Genomic DNA, 21,630 nt, shown 5'->3' with positions numbered 1-21,630 from the left:
TGTTGCAATGGTGCAATATAGTTTTGGAACGAATTCGCATCAGTACATAAAAAAAGCACCAGCCTTTTAAAGCCGGTGCTTTTCTTAAGCCAAGAATCAATCAAAATGTCATTAATTATCGATTTGATTGAGCAATTCGTTAACTGCTCTTTTAAGCTGCTTGTCTTCACCTGATCTATAATCGGGAGGATTGATCACCTCAATATCAGGTACAGCCGGAACACGGTCCATATTGGTATCCGTATTTTTTACAAACCAACCTCGAAATGGGAGTCGAACATAGGAGCCTCCCATCAATCCGGCACCGCCGGTAGATATAACTGCTCCAAAGGTTGGTTCTCCAACTAACGTACCCAGATCCAGCTGTTTATAGGCATGAGAAAAGATCTCTGCATTTGAGTAACTGTTTTGATTGGCAAGCGTAATGGAAGCATTGTTCCAGCTTGAGAGTGGCAGTCGTTCACCAAAGGGATAGTGTTCGCGGAAGTTAGTTTTGTTTTTTGAAATATTTGCAGTAGCTCCGCGCGGAATGGTATAGGCATGTTGACGGTATTTAAGTACTGTTAGCAGGTAATCAGTAGTCCAGCCCCCGCCGTTGTATCGTACGTCGATGACAATGCCGTCTTTGCCTTCTCCGGTTGCCACCAGCTCTCGTTCAAAACGCTCGAAGCTGGGCCAGTTCATTCCCTCAACATGGATGTAGCCCAAGCGTCCGTTAGAATATTTTTCGGTAAGTTCTTTCCGCTTCTCAACCCATTGGTTATAAAGTTGATCGCTGAGACTACCGGTAGGCTCAATAACAACTTCACGTGTGTCTCCTTCAGAATTTTGAACCTGGAGCAAGGTTGGAGTATCAACTCTATCGGATAACAAACGGTAAAAGTTTTCTACCTCAGCAACTTGTTGATCACCAACAGCGGTGATAATATCCCCAACATTTAACATGCTTACTTCACGATCGGCCGGAGAGTTAGGAACTACCCGAACCACCTTCACTCCGTTTGTAACAGGTTCAACCTCGGTACCAATACGTCCGGTCTGGGTATCTTGTGTTTCGGCACGGTCTGATCCGTAAAAACCCATGTGACTGGCATTCAATTCGCCAAGCATCATGTTTACGACATCTTCAAAATCACGATCGTTTGATGCTTGCATAGCCCAAGGCTTGTAATGTTTTTTCAGCTGGTTCCAGTTTTGCCCGTGAAAGTCGGGATCGTAGAAGTTGACGTTTAGCAGCCTCCATGCCTCATCAAAAATTTGCTCTCGTTGCTTATTGTGATTTATTTTCATACTTGCTTGATAAGGCAGTTGCTCAAGTTCGTTTTTATCCAGGTTGAAACGACCCATGGTACCGCCAGCCTGCATAAAGTAGAGGCTATTCAAATCAGTATTTAAGCGAACATCATTTGGGTTTACACCACTTTCGGTGAGGGCAGTGATTTGGCTGCCATCCCATTTTGCTTGATAAAGGTCTTCATCAGCATCGTCGCCTACAAAATAGAATGTTTGTCCGTCCTTGGAGATGGCGATATTTGATTCATCACCGGGCATAGAGGTTACTTGATCTAAACGTTTGTATAGTCCGTCAAAATTAATTGAGACATCAATACCCACCGTATCTTTGGCAGAGACTACTTCAGGTTGTTCACTCTTTTCCCAATCAAGTTTGGTACGCTGCCAATCGCGTTTGTTGAGCCAGGCAAACCAGACATCATCATCCCCATTATTACGATTAGAAAGAAATGCGAGCTTGCTTCCATCAGGACTCCAAACCGGATCGGTATCCGGACGGGGATGCTTGCTGATATTTACCGGTTCTTTTGAATTATCTACGGGATGGATATAAACTTCGTGGTTGAAGTTGAGATCAGGCATGGAGTATGCGAGCCATTTATTGTCCGGACTCCAGGCCACATCGCTGGCTTCTGCCCATCCATTATCAACTAAGATGGTTTCTTCTTGTAGGTTATCTCGGCCTGAAATTCCAGTAACGACCAATTGTCCGCGACCACGATTAAAAGCCACATTTTTACCATCAGGTGAAACAACTGGATTGCGTTCGCTGAGTTCGGTATCGGTAAGTTGCTTGGTTTGAAACTGGAGACTTTCAAATAGGTCGTTGACCTCTTTTTGCGATGGACGGACAGAAAACAGGTCGTATTGTCCATGGCGATCACTGGCGAAAATGAGGGTTGAGTCATTCAAAAACGCTACATCCCGATCGCGATAGGGATGATCAGTTACTTTAACCGAGCGTTGTTTTGCCGGATCGTTATGTTTGACAAATATTTCACCGGATATTACAAATGCCAGCCAATCTCCGCTTGGTGATACAGCAAACTCCTGGGCATCTTCGGTGAAGGTTTTCTGTTCAATATTATAAAATCGCTGATCTTGGGACACATCCAGATTCAAGCGCTGACTGTTTCCTTGTTGCGGATTGAGCGTATAAAGACCAGTTTTGCGCTCGTAAACAATACGCTGTTCATCATCATCAATATCGAAATAACGGATACCATCATCTTTGTAATCAGTTACGGCGATAGGCGTATAGTTTGGGCTGCCGTCGTCATTAATTTTAACTTTGTGGATATTATGTGCCCCGTTACGCTCACTTAAAAAGTAAAGAGTGCGACTGTCGGTAAAAGTGGGGTACATGTCATTGCCCTTAAAATCGGTAAGTTGATGATAGGAGTCATTTTCCAGATCATAGAGCCAAAGATCTTTGTTTGCCGATCCGCGATAGCGTTTGCGAAACTCTCTGTTATATCCTCGTACAAAAACCATAAAACGTCCATCAGGACTCATTTCGGCCATCATCCCGAAAGAATCAAAAAAGCGAGTGGGGGTACCGCCTTCAGCACCAACGGTATGTATTTCAGGCTCCCATTCCACTTGATTAAATAGTCGATTGCTGGTAAAAATAATACTGTTGCCCGGTGTCCAGCCTGTTAATTCATCATCGGTTGAATGATGGGTAAGCTGACTAATCTGGGCCCCATTGCTATTCATTACAAAAACATCATCATTCCCGTGACGATTACTCGTAAATGCAATTTGACTCCCGGCAGGGCTCCATTTGGGATAAGCCTCATAGGCTTCGTGCAGGGTAAGCCGCCAGGCGCGTCCCCCTTCAGCAGGAACGGTCCATATATCGCCTTGATAAGAAAATGCAATCGTAGAGCCGTCAGGACTTATTGACGGAAATCGGGCAAATGGTTCATCTGATTGGGCAAGTGATGTAGAAAAAAGTAAACATATGAGTCCAACGGTGAAGAGTAGTTTTTTCATAATATGATGGTTTATTTAAAGTGCGAGTAGCTTTTTGGCTGATGAATATACTTTTAAAACATAATTATCTTTATAAACCCCATTATGTAAGAGATTTCAAACAGAATCAAATACAGGAACGTAAAAATCAGTAATTTTTGGAGGGTATATTACTGGAGAAAAACGATTACTATTAGTGTTTTGATATGCTAGTCTATTTTTACATCTATTAGCTGATTGAATTGTAGCAGAAGCCGTTCGGTCGCAGATAAGTTTTGCAGTTCTTCTCGTATCTGGACAGCAAGTTTCGGTTTGTCAGTAATGATGCCATCTACATTATATTCAATCATTTTTGCCATAATATTGGCACGATTGACCGTCCAAGCATAGACTTTTATTCCTTGTTGTTTTGTTTTATTGATGAGTGAAGTTGTAATTGCTCTATGGTTTATGGCCAATAGATCTACGGGGAGTTGACTTTTGTCACCTATCGAAATAGCGGAAACATAGCCTATGGTAATATCAGGTGCTATTTTTTGTATAAGCCGAATAGTATCCAGGTCCAGAGACATAATCATGACTTTACTCTCCATCCCATGGTCATTTATAGCCTCAATAACTTTATGAGCTAAGACTTCTGTAGTTTGCTTTAGCTCAATCATCAGTCCAATATTGCCATGGCTTGCAGCTAAGAAATCATCCAGTGTATGTATCCTCTGCTGGATACTTCTATCGTGAGCATAGGCCTTCCCAAGAATTTTCTGCAAGTGCTTATAGTCCGTTTCTGAGATAGTGACCGGATTACCGGCAATACGCATAAGGTCAACGTCGTGTGCCACCACAACGACGCTGTCGCGGCTTAGCTGAACATCGATCTCGGCCCATTCAGCTTTGGTTTGCATGGTTAACTCAAGGGCTTGTAGCGTATTCTCGGGCGCTGGTGACGGACCGGCACGGTGAGCTGCTATGTTAACCTGGCTGCTGTTTGTTTTTGGGATCTGTTCGATCAAATATCCGCTGAAAAAAAAGCTGATAAAAGCAATACCACCCACCAACGGTAAAAGAAATTGGGGACGGAAGACCTTTTTTATCTTGGAGCCAAGTCTTCTGAATTTGTATCGAGAACGTGGGGCCGAAGGACCGTTGAGCTGTTGAAAATCCTGAAAGTATAGTTTTGTGATAAGTGTTGATACGTACGAAAATCCCAGAAATGAGAGCAGGGTATCGAGCAATAGCGAAGCCATAAGATAGATGCCTGTTGCAAGTGCGATGATGCGCACCTCATTTGCGAAGTCGCTTATCCAACTGATTATCCAAAAGGATGCAGCCAAAAGAACGGCATCTGCTATAAATCGAATCAGCACCCAAAAGCTGATGGTAGCAAGAATGGATTTCAGCCGTTTGTTAGCTTTTTGGGCACCAGTTTCCCAGACGTACCTTAATGATTCTCTAATGGATTTTTGACTGTGCAGATACATGGGCAGCGCAAACAGAAATCGACCGGCCAGATAAATAATGCCCGATAGCCAGATTAAAAACCATACAACAGATGTAATGATCGTAATGTGCCATTCAACCGGAGTTGCCGAGAGGTAGTAGTTAATATCATAGTTATCCAATAGTAGTTCATAAACTAATGCTAAGCCTCCCGCCAGTGGTAATAAAAGGAGTAAGCCTATTGCTACAATAAACAAGCACAACCGGAATAATTGATACGTTTTGCTGAGGATACGATATATAATATTTCGAAAATCCACAGTTTGCTTATTAATGTCATCGGCCACAATCTGGAAAAGCCCTACAAACCAAAGAATCCATCCGGTGAGGGTGAGGGCAGCTCCCAACAGTATATAGCTTGCACCAACGGGTGATAGCATCCAGGAAAGGAGTTGTTCATTACCGACTACAAGTTGCCCGCTGCGAAAAAAATCCAGGCCTAATACGGCAGACGAAGCAGGGGCTAAAATAATAGCAATGATGCCCCATACGAGTATAGTCCACGCTAACATTGGCTTCCAGAGATGGATTACTCGTCGCCAGGTAGAACGAACAAGGGTTGATTGCCAAACTCTTTGGATAAATTCATTCATCAGGTTTATGATAAACATTGACCGACAAAAACCCATTTGTGATAAATATTTATTGAGAAATGAGATATTGATCGTTTTCAATCAAAATTAAAAGGCAGACCTTTGGTTAGATCTGCCTTTAATGGGGATTGTGTGAGCCATTGTAATAGACTGTAGATCAGAATATATCCATAGTGTGTTAAAAAAAATTGCTATTCAGCTACTTCGAGGTATTCACTTGCCGGACTGGAGCTATTTTCTTTGGTAAAGATAAACTCGAATTTTTGATATTCACTTCCCGGGTTGGGCCAAATAAGCGTACCACCAAGTTGCATAACCAGTGTATCTATCAGGATATTATGTAGTGATTTGTTGTTTTTAACTTCTTCGGGGCAGTTGATGATTTGGATTCCTTCAATAATCAGATGTACTTTTTTACCGTATTCGCGTAACCGGATATCGATGGAGCAACGTTCGCCTTCGTCAGAAAAATTACATATTAGTGTAAAGAGCTCATTAAACAACAATCCGATTGGAATAGATTGGTTAATGTTTAGGAAGAGTTCTTGAGTGGGTGAATTAATTACAACATTATTAGCATCTTTTTGGTGTTGAACGAATCGGGTATTCACAAATTCTTGCAGAAAGTTGTTAAAGGGAATTCTTGTTAAACTCCCATTCTGATACAGCACCTCGTGGGTAGTAGCAATCGCCATAATGCGATTTTTAATATCCTGCAGTTCTTCTTTCAACCTTTTGCTGTTTGCTTCAAAAAGTTGAAGCTCTACCAGGCTGTTGATGAGGGCCAAGTTGTTTTTGACCCGGTGATGTAACTCTGCGAGAAGGGCTTCTTTTTCTTGTAGGGTTTGTTTAATTCTTTCGCGGTAGTTGTGCTGGGTAGAAACATCGACATACATGCCGTAGATGGCAATAATATCATCTTCCAACTTAACGGGAACGCTACCGATTAACACCGGAACTTCTTCTCCCGACTTATTAATTCGAATTGTCTCCGTTTGCAGACTTTCTCCCTTTTGAGTTGCTATTGATAATGCATTGGCTTCATCCTGCATGTTTTTGGGAGCCAACAGGGTATCGATATCTTGCCCAAGAGACTCTTTCTGAGTGTATCCAAAGATATTTTCAAAGCTATTGTTAACTTTTTGGATGTTGTTGTTATTATCGACGATGGTAATGCCCACCGGAGCATTATCAAAAAGCTGTTCCATCATAATTTGATGGCGGCGATTTTCGCGTTCTATCTTTTTGCGGTCGGTAATATCAATGCCGGTAGCTGCAATATATACTGTACCATCTTCAACAAAGCGTTTGGCAAAAATGGAATAGTCTTTTATATGTTCATTTTTACCAATTAATTTTGTTTCAATAGATATTTCCCCTTCCTCAATACAGTGCTGGATCATTAAAGGTACTTGTTCTTTATAGTCATCAATAACAAAATCAGAAGCTTTCAAACGGCTTAATTCCTCAGCACTATATCCCAGAGTTGTTATCATGTTTTCATTCCACCGCATGAAATTGCCCCTTCGATCAATTACAAAAAATATGCCTGGGATGCTGTTTAAGGCAGATTTAGCAAATTGTTCGGTTTTGATGAGATCACGTTCTATTTCTTTGCGACGGCTAATATCACGAAAGGTGATAATAGCGCGCAGCTTACCTTCGGGGTTTCTATACGTCCTCGAGGTTGTTTCGGTAGGAATAATATTGCCTTGTTTATCAATAAAATCCAGCTCCAGGGCATAGGTCCCAGATTTTTTTCGCTGTTCTAAAGCTGATCGGTAATTAGGATCTTGACTATTTATTACTGATTCAAGAGAACGTTCGACAAGCTCATGCTGGTTCCATTTTAACATATCACAGGCCATTTGATTGGCTTCCAAAATATTCCCCTCGGCATCCGTGATAAATATACCATCAAGGCTTTGCTTGAATTTGACCTGAAAGCGATCTTCATGCTCCTTTTTTTCGTATTTGGCGTGCATTGAGGCGGTGATATCCTCGTGCATCATCAAAAAATGCGAATGATTATCGTTGCAGGGACGAATGGTCACGTTAAACCAAAACGAATTTGTATCAGTCTTTAGGGGATAGGTCAGCGAAAAAGACTTTGTGTCTCCATTTAAAACTTTCTTTAATCCCAATAGAAATTTGAGGGCATAGTCATCTCCCATCTCGATCGCCTTCTGCAGAATTTCAAAATAATTTACGCCAGTATCGGGACGCTTAATTACGGTAGATGCATCATCAAAATTTTGCCATGCTTCATTATAATCTATAACAATGCCACTCCCATCAACAATAGCAACATGTGCAAGCAGGCTATCAAGAAATGTTGTTGTTATATTGACGTCTGAGAAATTTGAATCAGCCATAATATTTGGGATGAATGAATATGCGGCAATAAAATCATCATTTCTAAGTGCCTGCAAAACACCTAAAAAGCCTAAATTTTAAATACCTTTTAAGACGTATTGCGTTTTAGGTAGTTTTCGCAATGATGTACTTAGTACCTGAGGCGACTTTCTGTGTTACTTCAATTAGCTGATCTTCCGAAAGATTGTTACGGATGTAGCCCGTAGCCCCAGCATTAATTATCGGCTTAATAAGCATATTGTCAAGGTATGAGTGAATGACAAGTAATGGGGTTTCGGGGAAATGGGTACGAATTTGAGCAACAATTTTGGTAGAAGCTTTGTCAAAATCCTCCAAATTGGTAATGAGAAGGTCAAATTCAGATTTTTCTTCTTCGTATCTATCCAAGGTATTTAAGTCTGAATGTAGCTGTACCGACCAATTATCCATCGATTTGAGCATCGATTTTATAGTAGTAGTAATAGAAGATGTTTTGCCAACGAGTAATATCTGCATGCCGTTGTGTTTTAGATGATATAGCTAAACCTACTATTTTTCACAGGGTATGGGTATGACTTAAAAAGCCTATTTTTGATATAGGTGAAAAAGCCTATATAAAGGAAGGAAAAATAGATATGGAAGGGAATGGTACAAAGGGTGTGTGCGAGCGTACCACACCCAGATAGCGAAATCTATTGGATGTCTACCAAATCATGTTTGATGGCATAGGTAACAAGGCCGGCCGTATTCTTAGCACCCGTTTTTTGCAGCAGGTTTCGGCGATGGGCATCAACCGTCCGTGAGCTTATAAAAAGTTCATCGGCAATTTCTTGATTGGTATACTGTTCTACAATCAGTTCAAGTACTTCTTTTTCTCGATCGGTAATATTTCCGGGATCAGTATGGTCTTTTTTTGTTGTACCTTTTACAAGGTCCATCATCACACTTTGGGTGGCATCTTCACTGAAATAGTGTTTGCCATCTAATATTGTTTTAATGGCATCAACAAGTTCAATTTTGTCGGAACTCTTAAGGATATAGCCCGATGCTCCGGCCTCAATCATTTGGCGAATATGTTGATCTTCATCCATCATGGTGAGCGCCAAAACTTTAACTTCCGGAAACGATTCTTTGATTTTTTGGGTCGCCTTAATACCATTCATCTCGGGCATGTTAATATCCATAATGATAAGATCGACATCGTCTTTTTCGCAGGATTCAATAGCTTTAACGCCATTTTCAGCTTCGGCAACAATAGAAAATCCTACTTCATCCTCAAGTAACATTTTTATCCCATCGCGAACAATGTCATGGTCATCCGCTATCAAAATTTTGATATCAGCCATGATCCGTTTTGTTAGATTTTAGATTATCAATTTCTGGAATGGTGATGCATGTTTTCATCCCTTTGCCAGGCTCTGAATGAATATCAAGGGATCCTTTCAGGCTGCGAACTCTTGTTTTTATACTTCGTAATCCCAAGCCCGTTTCCTCATCCTGTTCATCCAGTTTTGCCCCAATCCCATTATCTTTGATTATCAGTGTAAGTGAATCGTCTTTCAGTTGCAATCGAATATCTATTTTTGTGCATTCTGCATGTCGGATGGCATTTGTAATAATTTCCTGGAAAATACGGTAGATGTTAATTTCAGTCTGATTGTTTAGTTTTAGCTGATCACAGTTATGGGTAAGGCTAAATTCAATATCAGTGCTTTTCTTGAAGTTATTAACCAAGTTTTCAAGGGCAGCGGTAAGCCCGTAATCCGCAATAGCTTTAGGCATTAAGTTATGAGCAATGCTACGGGTTTCAGAAAGAGCACTTTTCAGCAACGAAAGGCCTGTTTTAAACTGGTTTTGCCGTTTATTGCTTAATTCTTCGATATCAGCTTTGGCGGATTGCAGGTTCATGCTGGCGGCTACCAGGTATTGTCCAAGGCCGTCGTGTAGTTCGTGCGCAATACGTTTACGTTCCCGATCTTCGCCCTCAATAAGCGACTGGATGATTTTTTCCTGCATTTGTTTTTGTTGGGTTATATCATTTACCAGAACTAACCGGTAGGTTTGGTTACCATATTGAACATCTGCGGCCGAGAGTTCTACTGTAATAGGACTTCCGTCCTTTTTTAAGTGAACCCATTCTTCTGAGTAGGATTTTTCACCTTTATTTTGCTCCACATTTTTTCTGAGGGCATCTGCATCTTCTTCGGGGCGAATATCAAGCAGAGTCATCTTCAAGAATTCCTCTTCTGTATATCCATAGTGATTTATTGCAGATTTGTTTACCTCTATAAACTCCAGTGTTTCGGGATTATAAATCCACATGGGCTCGGGATTGTTCTCAAACAGGTGCCGGTATTTTTCTTCGGATTCCCGTAGTTTTTTCTGAGCCTTGCGCCGCTCAGTTATGTCATCCATCGTTCCCACCATGCGGATGGCTTTACCATTGTTATCCCGAATTATGATGGCCCGATCGACCATGTGGGCAATAGAGCCGTCGGCTTTGATGAGGCGGTATTCTTCTTTCCACTTACGGGAGGCGGAGTTGAGCGCTTGTTCCGAGCTTTCAGTAATTTTATCCTTGTCATCAGGGTGGATGTAAGCACTCCATTTTTGATAATTTTCTTTTAGGGAATGACGTTCATATCCCAAGACTTCTTCAAATCCTTCACTCCACCATAATTCCTCAGTCTTGAAATCCAGATCCCAGATAATATCGCTCGTAGTTTCTGCTACAAGCTGAAAGCGCTGTTTTTCTTTCTTTAATTCTTGTTCAAGTTCTTTTTGTTCGGTAACATCAACTACGGTAGAGATCATTAGGTTTTGATCATAAAGGGGAATGTTTTTAGCGTTTACAATCCGTTCTTTCCCTTCTTGGGTAGTAACTCGCATGCCCTTCCATTGCATACGGTCTGGATTTCCTGAAGCAATATCGGCATTAACCATATCGAATACTTGTTGTCTATATTCCTCCTCAGGATAAACTTTCTTAAAAAAGGACTCGAAATCTTTCAGTGTTTTCTGAGGCCAGCCGTAAATTTCCGTGAACTTTTTATTAATTAATGTAACTTTTCCATTATCAATATTATTGACTGCAACGCCAATAGGTAAATTCTGAATCGTTTTTTCAATGAACTCTTTTCGTTTTTGAAGTTCTTTTTCTGATTTTTTTCGTTCGGTAATATCTCTAACCACACTAACAACTTTGTTGACTTCTCCATCCTCGTCATAAACCAGTGTTACCGTATGATCGGAATAAAAAACGGTACCGTCCTTCTTTTGCATTTGGAACTCGGTTTGGAAAACGCCTTTATTTGCAAGGGGTTGAGCACTCATCTCATCAAATTTCTGGTAACTCTCCTCATCAACGTGAAGCATTTTTGTGGAGCTTCCGAGAAGCTTGTCTTGGCTGTATCCGAAGATTTTTTCTGTGGCACTATTGCAGTCAACAATAGTTCTGTCTTGGGGATCAACAACAATAAGGCTCGACTCCAGGCTTTCGAAAATCTTTTTGAGCAGTTCCCGTGATTCCCGAATTTTAGCCTGTGAAGCCTTAATGTCGGTCATGTCGATACCGATGCCCACCGAGGTGTTATCCGTTAATCGAATCTGAGTCCAGCTTGTTGGTATTTGATGCCCGTTTTTTGTTGTTATGGTAAATTCTTTCCAGCCGAGACCCGGATTGTTCATAAACTGAACGGCATTTTTTCGGGTTCCTAAATCGGGATAGACTTCTTTTAATAAATCAATATTCTTTTCTTTAATTTCTTCATTTGTCCATCCGATTACTTTCTCAAATTCCCTGTTGACTTCGAACTGTTCCAGATCGGGGTCGTAAATGGTAATAAGAATGGGAATCCGTTCAAATAAAACGTCCTTGAGCTCTTTTTCGGATTGGACTTCGCCCAGCAAATTTTCGAGTCGAACTTCCTTTTTTTGAAGCTGCTGGTCGTGTTTCTTAATCAGCCAATATAAGCCGGCACCTGTAAGCAACACATAGAACCAGCCTTTATAGGTTTGTAAAATGGATAGCGCATGGGGATCAGTAACCCATGATTCGAGCATTCGGTCGGTAAAGGCGATCCAGATTCCGGCAACGATAAGGTAAATGACTACTATATTGAGAGGAGAAAGCGATATTTCCGGATCATTTTTATCCAAGCCTTAAATACTTTTTTAACAAAGATTTATCTCTACCTAACAAACAAGTGTACAAGATTTTTTGGTAATTTTATAGGTTAATTCATTATAAGCAGAATGGATAGAAGAGATAGGTTTATACGCCCAAAAAAAAGATTGGTAAAATAAAATAAGGCGACCTTTGAAGATCGCCTTATTGGTTTAACTGCTTCTAAGTTGAATTTCAGGTTACTTTTGTTTCCGGGTGGATATCCCAAACGGCATGTAAAGTGGACAACTGCTTACTAAACTGGTGACTAAAAAGATAATTGCAAATACTCCCAGTATGATGGCCGTTGTTCCCGAAATGACATCCAGAAAGTATAAAATACCTACCAGTATAGCGAGTAGCGTTCGAATAGTGCGATCAAGTGTTCCCATGTTCTTTTTCATAATATGAACTCTTTTTGGTTGGGATTAATACAAATAGTTAGGTGTTATCTCTAAAAACGGGAATCATTTCTTTAAAAGGAAGTTCCTCATCACTCTCAGAATTAGAGTTTCTTCGTTCAGCCATAAGTTCAAACACCATTTTATCGTTCCGGTAATATCTCTTTTGATAATACACCGGTTTCTCCCCAATCGTATAGGAGATGCGATTCATTAACAGCAGGGGTGTTTGGGGATCAATATTTAAATGTTTTGCTAACTTTTCGTCGGCCATCGATGCCTCAATGCGATAGCATCCCTTTTCAATGGGGATATCAAACTCCTCTTCCAGGATTGTAAAGATCGTTGTTTCTTCAAGGTCATATCCCTCAATAAGCTGTCCATAAAATATGGGCATCCAGGTGATATCGTAAGCAATCGGTTCGCCGTCGCCCAGTCGAACACGCTCTATTTGAACTGCTATTTTCTTGTTTTCGATATCGAGATAAGAGAGCAGATTTTTTTGATCACTAATATCGACTTGTTCAAATGATATCAGTTTCGAGCTCGCTTCCAAACCAGACCCTTCCAATTCTTCGGTAAAATCATTAAGAATCGAAAACGACTGATGCGTGCGCTGATCAGTAACAAACGAACCCAATCCCTGACAGCGATAAATCAACTGCTCGTTTTCCAAAGTTTGCAGAGCCCGCCGAACCGTTACGCGACTCACATCAAATTTTTTGCTCAACTCATTTTCCGAGGGCAATTTTTCATCTGATGCCAGTGCTCCTGTTTCAATTTGCTGTTTTAGCCAGTCACTGATCTGCTTGTGGAGTGCTATTCCGTCCTTTAAGTCCATAATTGCATGCTTATTAAATTGTTCGCATCAGAAATTAATCAAAATTAGGATTAAATCAAATACCTGTTAATACAAGTTTATTTGATTGTATTGCCAGGTATCTGTAAGCTTATAAGCTGTATAAAGCTTTAAAATACGCTTATAGAGGAAATATATCAGTACAATTGAATATATGTATTTACTTGTATTGACAACCATAGATTCTGTCCCTATATTCATGCATGACAAAAAACAATCAAACCAACAGTGTTATGAAATACTTTTACTCTGCAACAACCGATCAATCATTTGACGAAGCTATTGAAACGGTGACAGCCCTGCTTAAAGAAGAAGGGTTTGGGGTACTTACCGAAATTGATGTTACTGAGACGCTGAAGAAAAAGCTGGATGTGGATTTTAAGAAGTATCGAATTCTGGGAGCCTGCAATCCACATTTTGCGCATAAGGCGCTTACTTCCGAAGATAAAATTGGAGTCATGCTACCTTGCAATGTAATTGTGGAAGAACATGAGGACGGACAGGTTGAGGTTTCGGCCGTAGATCCGGTAGCCTCGATGCAGGCGGTTGAGAATGAGGAATTGCATCCCATTGCAAATGAAGTGCGATCAAAGTTGCAAAAAGTAATCAACCAGCTGTAAATCAATATTCTGATAGGAATGCTCCCTGAAATTTTCAGGGTTAGAAATCATTAAATAAGATCGAATACAATGCAAATTATTGACAAGATAAGAAACAAAATATTAGTGCTTTTGGCCGGGGTGATGGTGTTTTCGTTCCAGCCCATACTGGCACAGACGATTGCGACTGACACGACGGATGTTCGAGAGATGAGCCTTCAAGAGGCGCTTGCCATTACTGAAGAGGCCAGTTTCGAAATTCGAATGGCTGAGGCCGATATGGAGAAGGTCCGCTCGCAGTATCGGCAAACTAATGCTACATTTTTACCGCAACTTTCGATAGAAGAGACGGGCGTTTCAACGAATGATCCGCTGAATGTTTTTGGCTTTAAATTAAAGCAGGAAGCGGTAACACAGGCTGATTTTAATCCAACGCGTTTAAATGATCCTGATGCCTACGATAACTTTACTACTGCTTTTAAGGCACAGCAGCCGCTTTTTAATGCGGATGCGATTTTTCAGCGCCGAGCGGTAAAAAACCAGCTGGAAGCCGCCAAAAAACAGATGGAGGGGACTATTCAGCATGTCCGCTACCAGGTGAAGGATACCTATTATCAGCTTCAACTGATGGAGAAGCAGGAGCAGGTTATTACGAAGTCGCTTGAAGTTGCACGCGAAAATGAACGTCAGGCCAAGAACTACTATGAGCAGGATATGATCAACAAGGCCGATTATCTTGCAGCCAAGGTACGTGTGCTGGAGCTCAAAAGTCGACAGTCAAAAGTTCGTGATCAACTGCAGACGGTGCAGGATAATTTTCGCTACTTGCTAAATATTGATGAGGAGATCGCTATTGAGGCTACGGATAGCCTGCAGATGCGCCCCGGAATTTCGGATGAGATGATTGACGCCGAGAATTCCACGAACGCTAAATTGGAAGCCATGAAATACCGGATGTCGGCGGCGAAAGAGATGCAGCGATCCTCAAAGTTCAATTTTATTCCCAGTATAAACCTGTTTGGCAGCTACGAATTTAATGACGAAGTGCCATTCGGAACGCAGGGTGACAGTTATATGATAGGGGCAACGCTCAAGTGGGATCTGTTTAAAGGATTTAAAAATGTGGGCAAGGTAATGGAATCAAAAGCCCAGTTAAAAAAGGCAGAGTTGGCTTACGAAAGCAGTCTTTTCAAGAACAAGATGGAAATACAGCAGGCTCAACGCTCACTTAATCAGGCAAAAGAACAACTTCAGTTTGCTGAGGCATCAGTAGAGCAGGCGGATGAAGATTTTCGCATTCGCAATAATCGCTTTGAGCAAGGCATGGAAAAAACGACGGATCTGCTACAGGCAGAAACCCAGTTGCTCCAAAGTAAGCTGCAGCGACTCAATGCGCTCTATCAATATAATTTAAGTGTGGCAACACTGGAGTTGCTGCTTGAGCGTGAAATGCCTTACTAATTTTCCAAAAAGATTTTAATAACAAAACAAATAGAACAATGAAATATAGCATCATGAACATATCAGGAAGACTATTATCTGCACTTGCAGTGCTAATGCTGGTGGGGATCTCATGCAGCTCTACTGAAAGTGAGCAGCCCGCAGATGATCAGCCCATAACGGTAAATACTCAAACCGCAGAATACGTGCAGGGAACGGCATCACACCGTTTCTCCGGTACCGTAAGTAGTGATCGTACGGTCAATATGAGTACGAAAGTGATGGGACGAATCACCCAACTTGATCTTGAAGAAGGGGAATACGTCAGCAAGGGTGATGTATTGATTCAGATTCAAGATGATAACCTGCAGGCGCAGAAGAATCAGGTTGAATCGAGTTTGATAGAGGCCAAGGCTGCTTTGCAAAATGCGGAGACCAATTATACCCGTATCAAAAATTTGTATGAGCAGGAAAGCGCCACTAAAAAGGAGCTGGATGATATGAGCACTCAGTACGAGATGGCCAAAGCCAAAGTGAAAACCTTGGAGAGCAAACTTCAGGAAGTGGAAGATATGCTCGATTATACCAGGTTGACGGCCCCTTTTAACGGATATGTGGTATCGAAGATGGCTACCGAAGGAGATATGGCCGCACCGGGACAGCCTATTATTGCGCTTGAGCAAGAAGGCATCATGAAAGTGAATATAACCGTTCCCGAAAGCAACATTTCGCTGTTTAATTATAATGATACCGTTTCGGTGGATATAAAGGCTGCTGGCTATAAAGATGGTATTGGGGTAGTCAGGAATATTAATCAGGCTGGAAATCGCGGCAGCCGACAGTTTGCTGTTGAAGTGATGTTGCCCGAGCTGGAAAAGAATTCAGGCGTAAAATCGGGAATGTTCGCACAGGTCGGCTTGATTACGGAGAGTGATCGCTCGATCGTGGTGCCTAAGTCTGCCATTATTGAGCGCGGACAGCTAACCGGTTTATATACGCTGAATGATAACTCTGAAATTGTGCTTCGCTGGGTTCGCCTTGGCGATGAAAGTGCCGATGGTGTAGAAATCTTATCCGGCTTGTCGCAAGGCGAATTGTTTGTGGCTTCGGTTGATCAGCCGCTACGCGAAGGCCGCAAAGTAAGTACGCAGTAAATAGAAATTATTTAGATATATCATTATGAAGACTGGAATTGCAGGAAAAATAGCGCAAGGGTTTATTGACTCAAAGTTAACGCCCTTGTTAATGATTGTATTTCTGGCGCTGGGATTTTACGGAACGTATTTGACCCCGCGCGAAGAAGAGCCGCAAATTGATGTGCCGATGGCCGATATTTTTGTCGGCTATCCGGGAGCAACGCCCGAGGAGGTGGAAAAAAATATTGCGATCCCTCTGGAGAAGGTACTCTCAAATATAGAAGGGGTGGAATATGTGTATTCTACATCCATGCCCGATCAGGCGATGGTATCTGCCCGCTTCTATGTGGGTGAAGATGTAGAGCGCAGTTTGGTACGGCTCTATAATGAGATCATGAAGAACATGGATCGGTTTCCCGAAGGGGCCACCCAACCCATGGTAAAGACCCGTTCCATTGATGACGTCCCGATCATGACATTGACATTATGGAGCGATAAATACAGTGATTTTGATTTACGTCGCGTGGCCGATGAACTGGCGCTGGATATCAAACAGATCGAAGATGTGGCGCAGACCGATATCCACGGCGGGCGTACCCGACAGGTCTCGGTGAATCTGGACAAGAATAAAATGTCCTCCTATGGCATCGATCCGATGCAGGTGGTGGGGCAAATACAAGCGGCCAACCAAGAGCTTTCGTCTGGATCATTTAGCAATAACGATACCGAGTACCTGGTTAATACCGGAGACTTTTTTAAATCAGCCGAAGAGGTACGAAATGTTGTTATAGATGTGCAAAATGGTGATCCCATTTATTTGCACAGCATTGCTGAGATTCGCGACGGACCGGAGGAGCCTTCTGAGTATGTTTCGTATGGCGTTGGGCATCAAAAAGCACAGGAGGCTGGCTTAAATGCGGGTGAGTCGTATCCTGCAGTAACGATTTCGGTAGCCAAGCGCTCCGGCGCGGATGCGATGGCGATTGCTGAACAAATTCAACGGAAAGTAGACAAGCTTGACGGTAGCTTAATCCCGGCCGATGTAAATGTTACTACTACACGTAATTATGGAGAAACCGCTTCAGCTAAGGTATTTTCACTCCTTGAGCACTTGCTGGTAGCTATCCTGGCCGTGACTTTTGTGGTGTCTCTTGCTTTGGGTTGGCGGGGTGGACTGGTGGTGTTTCTGTCGGTACCGGTGACCTTTGCGCTTACCCTCTTCTTATACTACATGTTTGGCTATACCCTGAACCGGATTACGCTCTTTGCGCTGGTTTTTGTGACGGGTATTGTGGTTGATGACTCGATTATTATTGCCGAGAACATGCACAGGCACTTTAAGATGAAGAAACTACCACTTAAGCAGGCTGCTATCGCCTCCATCAGTGAGGTTGGTAACCCAACTATTCTGGCAACGTTTACCGTAATTTCGGCGGTACTGCCGATGGCTTTTGTATCGGGATTGATGGGGCCTTATATGAGTCCTATGCCGATAGGTGCTTCGCTGGCCATGATTTTCTCCCTGATTGTAGCGTTGGTCATCACCCCCTGGCTGGCATATATTCTATTGCCTCACGGTAATTCTGAGAAAGATGAAAGTGGGGAAGAGAAGAAATATGATCTTAAAGAAACCTTTATATATAAATGGTACGAACGTACCATGGAACCCCTGCTCGAAAGTACGTTTAAACGGTGGGCGTTCATTATTGGGGTAACAGTATTGCTTTTGGCCTCAACATTGATGTTTGTGTTCCGAATGGTCGAGGTAAAAATGCTTCCGTTCGATAACAAAAATGAGGTGCAGCTTATTATTGATATGCCCGAAGGTACAACGTTAGAGCGGACCAATGCGGTTGCTCGTGAGGTAGGCCTGAGTTTGAAGGATGTGCCTGAAATTAAAGATTACCAGATTTATGCCGGTAACAATGCACCCATTAATTTTAATGGACTTGTGCGACATTACGACTTGCGAAAAGGTCCCAATGTGGCGGATATCCAGCTGAATCTGATTGACAAAGGCGAACGTAGTGATCAAAGTCACGCTATTGCCAAACGTCTGCGCCCCATGGTGCAAAAGGTAGGCGAAAAGTATAATGCCAATGTTAAAGTTGTAGAGGTACCGCCCGGACCTCCGGTACAGTCCACGATTGTAGCTGAGGTTTACGGTCCCGATACCGATGAGCGTAAGCGGGTCGGTGGAGAGGTGAAAGACATCTTTGAAAAAACGGAAGGCATTGTCGATGTAGATTGGATGATCGAAGCACCGCAGACCAAATATAAGTTGGATGTGAATACCGAAAAGGCAATGATGTCGGGTATCTCATCGAAGCAAGTGGTACAGACTGTAACGATGGCGCTTCGCGGAAAAGATGTGTCACGTCTTTACAGCGAGAAAGAATTGAACGATGTGCCTATTACGGTGAAGTTACCCAAAGCCGGTCGCTCTGATATCAAAAAGCTCCAGCAAGTGCACATGAAGTCGGCATCAGGGGCAATGATACCCGTTGCTGATTTAGTGACGGTAACTGAGGATACTCTTAAAACCAGTATCCACCGCAAAAACCAGCGGCGCGTAACCTATGTGCTGGCTGAGGTAGCCGGCGAAATCGAAAGTCCGGTTTATGCTCTGCTCGACACCGGGGAAGAGATCGACAATATTGAAATGCCCGAGGGCTACAACCTCTCCCAGATCTTTGCGGGACAGCCGTTTATGACGGACGATTATACCCTTAAATGGGACGGTGAATGGCAGATTACCTACGAAGTATTCCGTGATCTTGGAATTGCTTTTGCCGTTGTGCTGGTGATCATCTATATGTTAATTATTGGATGGTTCCAGGATTTCAAAGTGCCTATCATTATGATGATCGCTATTCCGCTTTCGCTGGTTGGTATCATTGTAGGGCACTGGCTATTGGGCGCATTCTTTACGGCGACCTCAATGATTGGGATGATTGCCCTGGCCGGTATTATGGTGCGAAACTCTGTCTTGCTGATCGACTTTATCAACATACGGCTTGATGACGGTGAGTCGCTCAAGCAGGCGGTCATCGAAGCGGGGGCCGTACGTAGTATGCCCATTCTGTTGACGGCCGGTACCGTGGTAATTGGTGCAGTCGTGATATTGTTTGATCCGATATTTCAGGGTCTGGCAATTTCACTGATGGGCGGTGCGGTAGCATCCACAGCATTAACACTGATTATGATCCCGTTGATCTATTTTATGGTAGAGAACAAAGTGAAGGAGCTCAAAGGAGAGCAAACGTAAGGTTAAGCAGGTATCACGGCCGGGTATTGGGATTGTGAGCCCGGTCGTGATTATCAATAATCAAAAAACATCACATTATGAAGTTATTAATCATACTTAGTATCGACGAATATACCGATGACGTACGTAAAATTTTAGCACGACAAAAGGTGCCGATTTACAGCGAAACGAATGTGCACGGTTTTAAAACTGAAGAGTATCAGCCGGATATTTCTAACTGGTTTGCGAAGGATGAACACGGTGTGTATTCCACGCTCTTTTTTTCCATACAAAATGGAGAGTGTGTCAAGCGGGTTATCGATGAAGTAAAAGCCTATAACAAAGAAACGGGCGCTGAGAAACAGAACCCAATACACGCTTATTCGCTGAGTGTCGAAGAATCAGCATAATTACGATTTAAATTTCAATAATTAACAAAGCAATATTATGAGTAATCAAAATCCAAGTTGTTCAACAATGCGGCCCATGGAACGAGCAATACGAATGCTGGCCGGTACGATGGTAACGGTAAGTCTGGCATTGGGATATTTTGTAAGTCCCTACTGGTTTTTGTTAACCCTGTTTGTAGGATTAAATTTATTTCAGTCATCTCTTACAAACTGGTGCCTGGCCGAACAGATCTTTGCCAAGCTGGGAATAGGGGTGGAGGAAAATTCCCAAACCGGTGCAAAGTCAAAAGGCTAATCTGTTGTTCAGGTAATGGAATGGGTTTTGGGGCAGTTTCTGTGCTATAAGAGCAAGAATTTCCCATGTACAAGCAGAAAGTTAACCACAAAGATAGATACTTCTGTTTTTGATAGATCCCCTAACCTGCGGATGGTCGGTTGATAGCCGGCCATCCGAATTAATTGTATATTAGGTTTATTATGATATTACCATGGATTGGGGCTTTATTGGTTGGCCTTTCGTTAGGTCTGTTGGGATCGGGCGGCTCAATATTGACAGTACCGGTGCTTATTTATCTGGCGGGAGAGCAAGAAAAAGTAGCCATTGCCGAATCACTCGGCATCGTTGGCACTATTAGCTTCGCGGGATTTATTCCTTATGCGTTAAAGCAGAAAGTACACTGGCGCAGTGTCATTTTATTTGGACTGCCCGGCATGGCGGGAACCTACGGCGGAGCCGTAGTTGCTGAGTTTGTATCGGGCACTTTTCAATTGCTTCTTTTTGCGGTCGTGATGCTGGTGGCAGCCGTCATGATGTTTCGTGATAAGAACAATTTGAAATCGGCTGGTGCAATTGAAATATCACATGCCTGGTGGAAGATTGTACTCGAAGGCTTGGCTGTTGGAGTGTTAACGGGACTTGTTGGGGTCGGTGGCGGCTTCCTGATTGTACCGGCACTGGTGTTACTGGGTGGTCTCCCGATGGGATTAGCGGTAGGTACAAGTCTTTTGATTATTGCGCTAAAGAGCTTCAGTGGATTTTATAAATATATTGATGTTCTTGATGGATTGGGGTTGAGTATAAATTGGCAATTGGTATTGGTTTTTAGTTTGATTGGTGCCGTTGGCAGTTTAATCGGTAACAAAGTGGCGGGTAAAATATCAAATGAACGATTGAAGAAAGGATTTGCCGTTTTTTTAGTGTTGATGGGGGGCTACATCATCTTTATGAATATTTAAAACACAATTTAACCATCGAATAATGGATGCATTAACAATAATTATACTAATAGGTGTTGCAGTGGCACTTTTTTATCTCAATAAACTGAAAAACTCAAAAAACATGATACCACCACAGAAATTTAAAGAATTGCTAAACGAAGAGTCGGGCGTTATTATTGACGTGCGAACGAAGGGAGAATACCAAAATGGTCATATTAAAAAGACAGATTATAATTACGATTTGTCCTCTGCTAATTTTGAGCAGAATCTCCAAAAGCTCGACAAAGGTAAAAACTATTTTCTGTACTGTCGATCCGGAGCACGCAGTGGACGCGCTACACAGATTATGAAACGAAACGGCTTCGAAAATGTGTATAATATAGGTGGAATACAGAGTCTTGTAAGTGCAGGATTTGAGAAGGAATAACAAATTTTAGCTT

At 42.3% G+C, this 21,630-nt stretch carries 16 protein-coding genes; 8 read left to right on the top strand and 8 right to left on the bottom strand.

Annotated elements, in window-relative coordinates; genetic code table 11:
* Window positions 1-111: 111 nt before the first annotated feature.
* From ACQ76V_RS06875 to ACQ76V_RS06840, 8 genes are all read right to left on the bottom strand, one after another.
* Window positions 112-3,291 (bottom strand): S41 family peptidase, encoded by a 3,180-nt coding sequence (locus tag ACQ76V_RS06875; RefSeq protein ID WP_440999749.1) that lies wholly within the window; start codon window positions 3,289-3,291, stop codon window positions 112-114.
* A gap of 188 nt (window positions 3,292-3,479) precedes the next feature.
* Window positions 3,480-5,378 carry a glycerophosphodiester phosphodiesterase family protein gene (locus ACQ76V_RS06870; protein ID WP_440999748.1) on the bottom strand — a complete coding sequence of 633 codons (1,899 nt, stop codon included), beginning with the start codon at window positions 5,376-5,378 and terminating at the stop codon, window positions 3,480-3,482.
* 173 nt (window positions 5,379-5,551) lie between these two features.
* Window positions 5,552-7,735, bottom strand: coding sequence for a PAS domain-containing sensor histidine kinase (locus ACQ76V_RS06865; RefSeq protein WP_440999747.1), 2,184 nt, complete (start codon window positions 7,733-7,735; stop codon window positions 5,552-5,554).
* A gap of 106 nt (window positions 7,736-7,841) precedes the next feature.
* Window positions 7,842-8,231 (bottom strand): hypothetical protein, encoded by a 390-nt coding sequence (locus ACQ76V_RS06860; protein ID WP_440999746.1) that lies wholly within the window; start codon window positions 8,229-8,231, stop codon window positions 7,842-7,844.
* Between the two features lie 176 nt (window positions 8,232-8,407).
* The gene (locus ACQ76V_RS06855; RefSeq protein ID WP_440999745.1) at window positions 8,408-9,061 is read right to left on the bottom strand and encodes a response regulator; all 654 of its coding nucleotides are present in this window, start codon (window positions 9,059-9,061) and stop codon (window positions 8,408-8,410) included.
* Complete coding sequence (locus tag ACQ76V_RS06850) at window positions 9,054-11,873, bottom strand: PAS domain S-box protein (RefSeq protein WP_440999744.1); 2,820 nt, start codon at window positions 11,871-11,873, stop codon at window positions 9,054-9,056. Before ACQ76V_RS06850 ends, ACQ76V_RS06855 begins: the two co-directional genes overlap by 8 nt.
* Window positions 11,874-12,080: 207 nt before the next feature.
* On the bottom strand, window positions 12,081-12,284 hold the full coding sequence (locus ACQ76V_RS06845; protein WP_440999743.1) for a YgaP family membrane protein: 204 nt from the start codon (window positions 12,282-12,284) through the stop codon (window positions 12,081-12,083).
* A gap of 37 nt (window positions 12,285-12,321) precedes the next feature.
* The gene (locus tag ACQ76V_RS06840; protein ID WP_440999742.1) at window positions 12,322-13,122 is read right to left on the bottom strand and encodes a GntR family transcriptional regulator; all 801 of its coding nucleotides are present in this window, start codon (window positions 13,120-13,122) and stop codon (window positions 12,322-12,324) included.
* Window positions 13,123-13,373: 251 nt separating this feature from the next.
* Here ACQ76V_RS06840 and ACQ76V_RS06835 point away from each other — a divergent pair, with 251 nt between their 5' ends.
* The 8 genes from ACQ76V_RS06835 (at window position 13,374) to ACQ76V_RS06800 (ending at window position 21,617) form a co-directional block, all read left to right on the top strand.
* A complete protein-coding gene (locus tag ACQ76V_RS06835) occupies window positions 13,374-13,760 on the top strand; it encodes a DUF302 domain-containing protein (protein ID WP_440999741.1) in 387 nt (128 codons plus the stop codon).
* Between the two features lie 69 nt (window positions 13,761-13,829).
* Window positions 13,830-15,200, top strand: a complete 1,371-nt coding sequence (locus ACQ76V_RS06830; protein WP_440999740.1) for a TolC family protein — start codon at window positions 13,830-13,832, stop codon at window positions 15,198-15,200.
* Between the two features lie 38 nt (window positions 15,201-15,238).
* A complete protein-coding gene (locus tag ACQ76V_RS06825; RefSeq protein WP_440999739.1) occupies window positions 15,239-16,333 on the top strand; it encodes an efflux RND transporter periplasmic adaptor subunit in 1,095 nt (364 codons plus the stop codon).
* A 25-nt stretch (window positions 16,334-16,358) separates the two neighbouring features.
* Window positions 16,359-19,583, top strand: a complete 3,225-nt coding sequence (locus ACQ76V_RS06820) for an efflux RND transporter permease subunit (RefSeq protein ID WP_440999738.1) — start codon at window positions 16,359-16,361, stop codon at window positions 19,581-19,583.
* 77 nt (window positions 19,584-19,660) lie between these two features.
* The gene (locus ACQ76V_RS06815) at window positions 19,661-19,972 is read left to right on the top strand and encodes a hypothetical protein (protein ID WP_440999737.1); all 312 of its coding nucleotides are present in this window, start codon (window positions 19,661-19,663) and stop codon (window positions 19,970-19,972) included.
* A gap of 37 nt (window positions 19,973-20,009) precedes the next feature.
* Complete coding sequence (locus ACQ76V_RS06810) at window positions 20,010-20,267, top strand: YgaP family membrane protein (protein ID WP_440999736.1); 258 nt, start codon at window positions 20,010-20,012, stop codon at window positions 20,265-20,267.
* A 182-nt stretch (window positions 20,268-20,449) separates the two neighbouring features.
* Complete coding sequence (locus ACQ76V_RS06805; protein WP_440999735.1) at window positions 20,450-21,208, top strand: sulfite exporter TauE/SafE family protein; 759 nt, start codon at window positions 20,450-20,452, stop codon at window positions 21,206-21,208.
* 103 nt (window positions 21,209-21,311) lie between these two features.
* Entirely contained in the window at window positions 21,312-21,617 is a 306-nt protein-coding gene (locus tag ACQ76V_RS06800; RefSeq protein WP_440999734.1) for a rhodanese-like domain-containing protein, read from the top strand.
* The last annotated feature ends 13 nt before the right edge of the window (window positions 21,618-21,630 follow it).

The sequence above is a fragment of the Fodinibius sp. SL11 genome (assembly GCF_052060035.1).
In the GTDB taxonomy this organism is placed as follows: domain Bacteria; phylum Bacteroidota; class Rhodothermia; order Balneolales; family Balneolaceae; genus Fodinibius.
Note: the sequence above shows the minus strand (reverse complement) of the source record. Positions and strands in the feature narration are given on the sequence as shown.

Excerpts from the sequence above, each read along its gene's own strand:
- ACQ76V_RS06830 (WP_440999740.1), top strand. The coding sequence starts at position 13,830 with ATGCAAATTATTGACAAGATAAGAAACAAAATATTAGTGCTTTTGGCC.
- ACQ76V_RS06820 (WP_440999738.1), top strand. The coding sequence starts at position 16,359 with ATGAAGACTGGAATTGCAGGAAAAATAGCGCAAGGGTTTATTGACTCA.
- ACQ76V_RS06835 (WP_440999741.1), top strand. The coding sequence starts at position 13,374 with ATGAAATACTTTTACTCTGCAACAACCGATCAATCATTTGACGAAGCT.
- ACQ76V_RS06865 (WP_440999747.1), bottom strand. The coding sequence starts at position 7,735 with ATGGCTGATTCAAATTTCTCAGACGTCAATATAACAACAACATTTCTT.
- ACQ76V_RS06805 (WP_440999735.1), top strand. The coding sequence starts at position 20,450 with ATGATATTACCATGGATTGGGGCTTTATTGGTTGGCCTTTCGTTAGGT.
- ACQ76V_RS06870 (WP_440999748.1), bottom strand. The coding sequence starts at position 5,378 with ATGTTTATCATAAACCTGATGAATGAATTTATCCAAAGAGTTTGGCAA.
- ACQ76V_RS06845 (WP_440999743.1), bottom strand. The coding sequence starts at position 12,284 with ATGAAAAAGAACATGGGAACACTTGATCGCACTATTCGAACGCTACTC.
- ACQ76V_RS06840 (WP_440999742.1), bottom strand. The coding sequence starts at position 13,122 with ATGGACTTAAAGGACGGAATAGCACTCCACAAGCAGATCAGTGACTGG.
- ACQ76V_RS06825 (WP_440999739.1), top strand. The coding sequence starts at position 15,239 with ATGAAATATAGCATCATGAACATATCAGGAAGACTATTATCTGCACTT.
- ACQ76V_RS06860 (WP_440999746.1), bottom strand. The coding sequence starts at position 8,231 with ATGCAGATATTACTCGTTGGCAAAACATCTTCTATTACTACTACTATA.
- ACQ76V_RS06855 (WP_440999745.1), bottom strand. The coding sequence starts at position 9,061 with ATGGCTGATATCAAAATTTTGATAGCGGATGACCATGACATTGTTCGC.
- ACQ76V_RS06810 (WP_440999736.1), top strand. The coding sequence starts at position 20,010 with ATGAGTAATCAAAATCCAAGTTGTTCAACAATGCGGCCCATGGAACGA.
- ACQ76V_RS06800 (WP_440999734.1), top strand. The coding sequence starts at position 21,312 with ATGATACCACCACAGAAATTTAAAGAATTGCTAAACGAAGAGTCGGGC.
- ACQ76V_RS06815 (WP_440999737.1), top strand. The coding sequence starts at position 19,661 with ATGAAGTTATTAATCATACTTAGTATCGACGAATATACCGATGACGTA.
- ACQ76V_RS06875 (WP_440999749.1), bottom strand. The coding sequence starts at position 3,291 with ATGAAAAAACTACTCTTCACCGTTGGACTCATATGTTTACTTTTTTCT.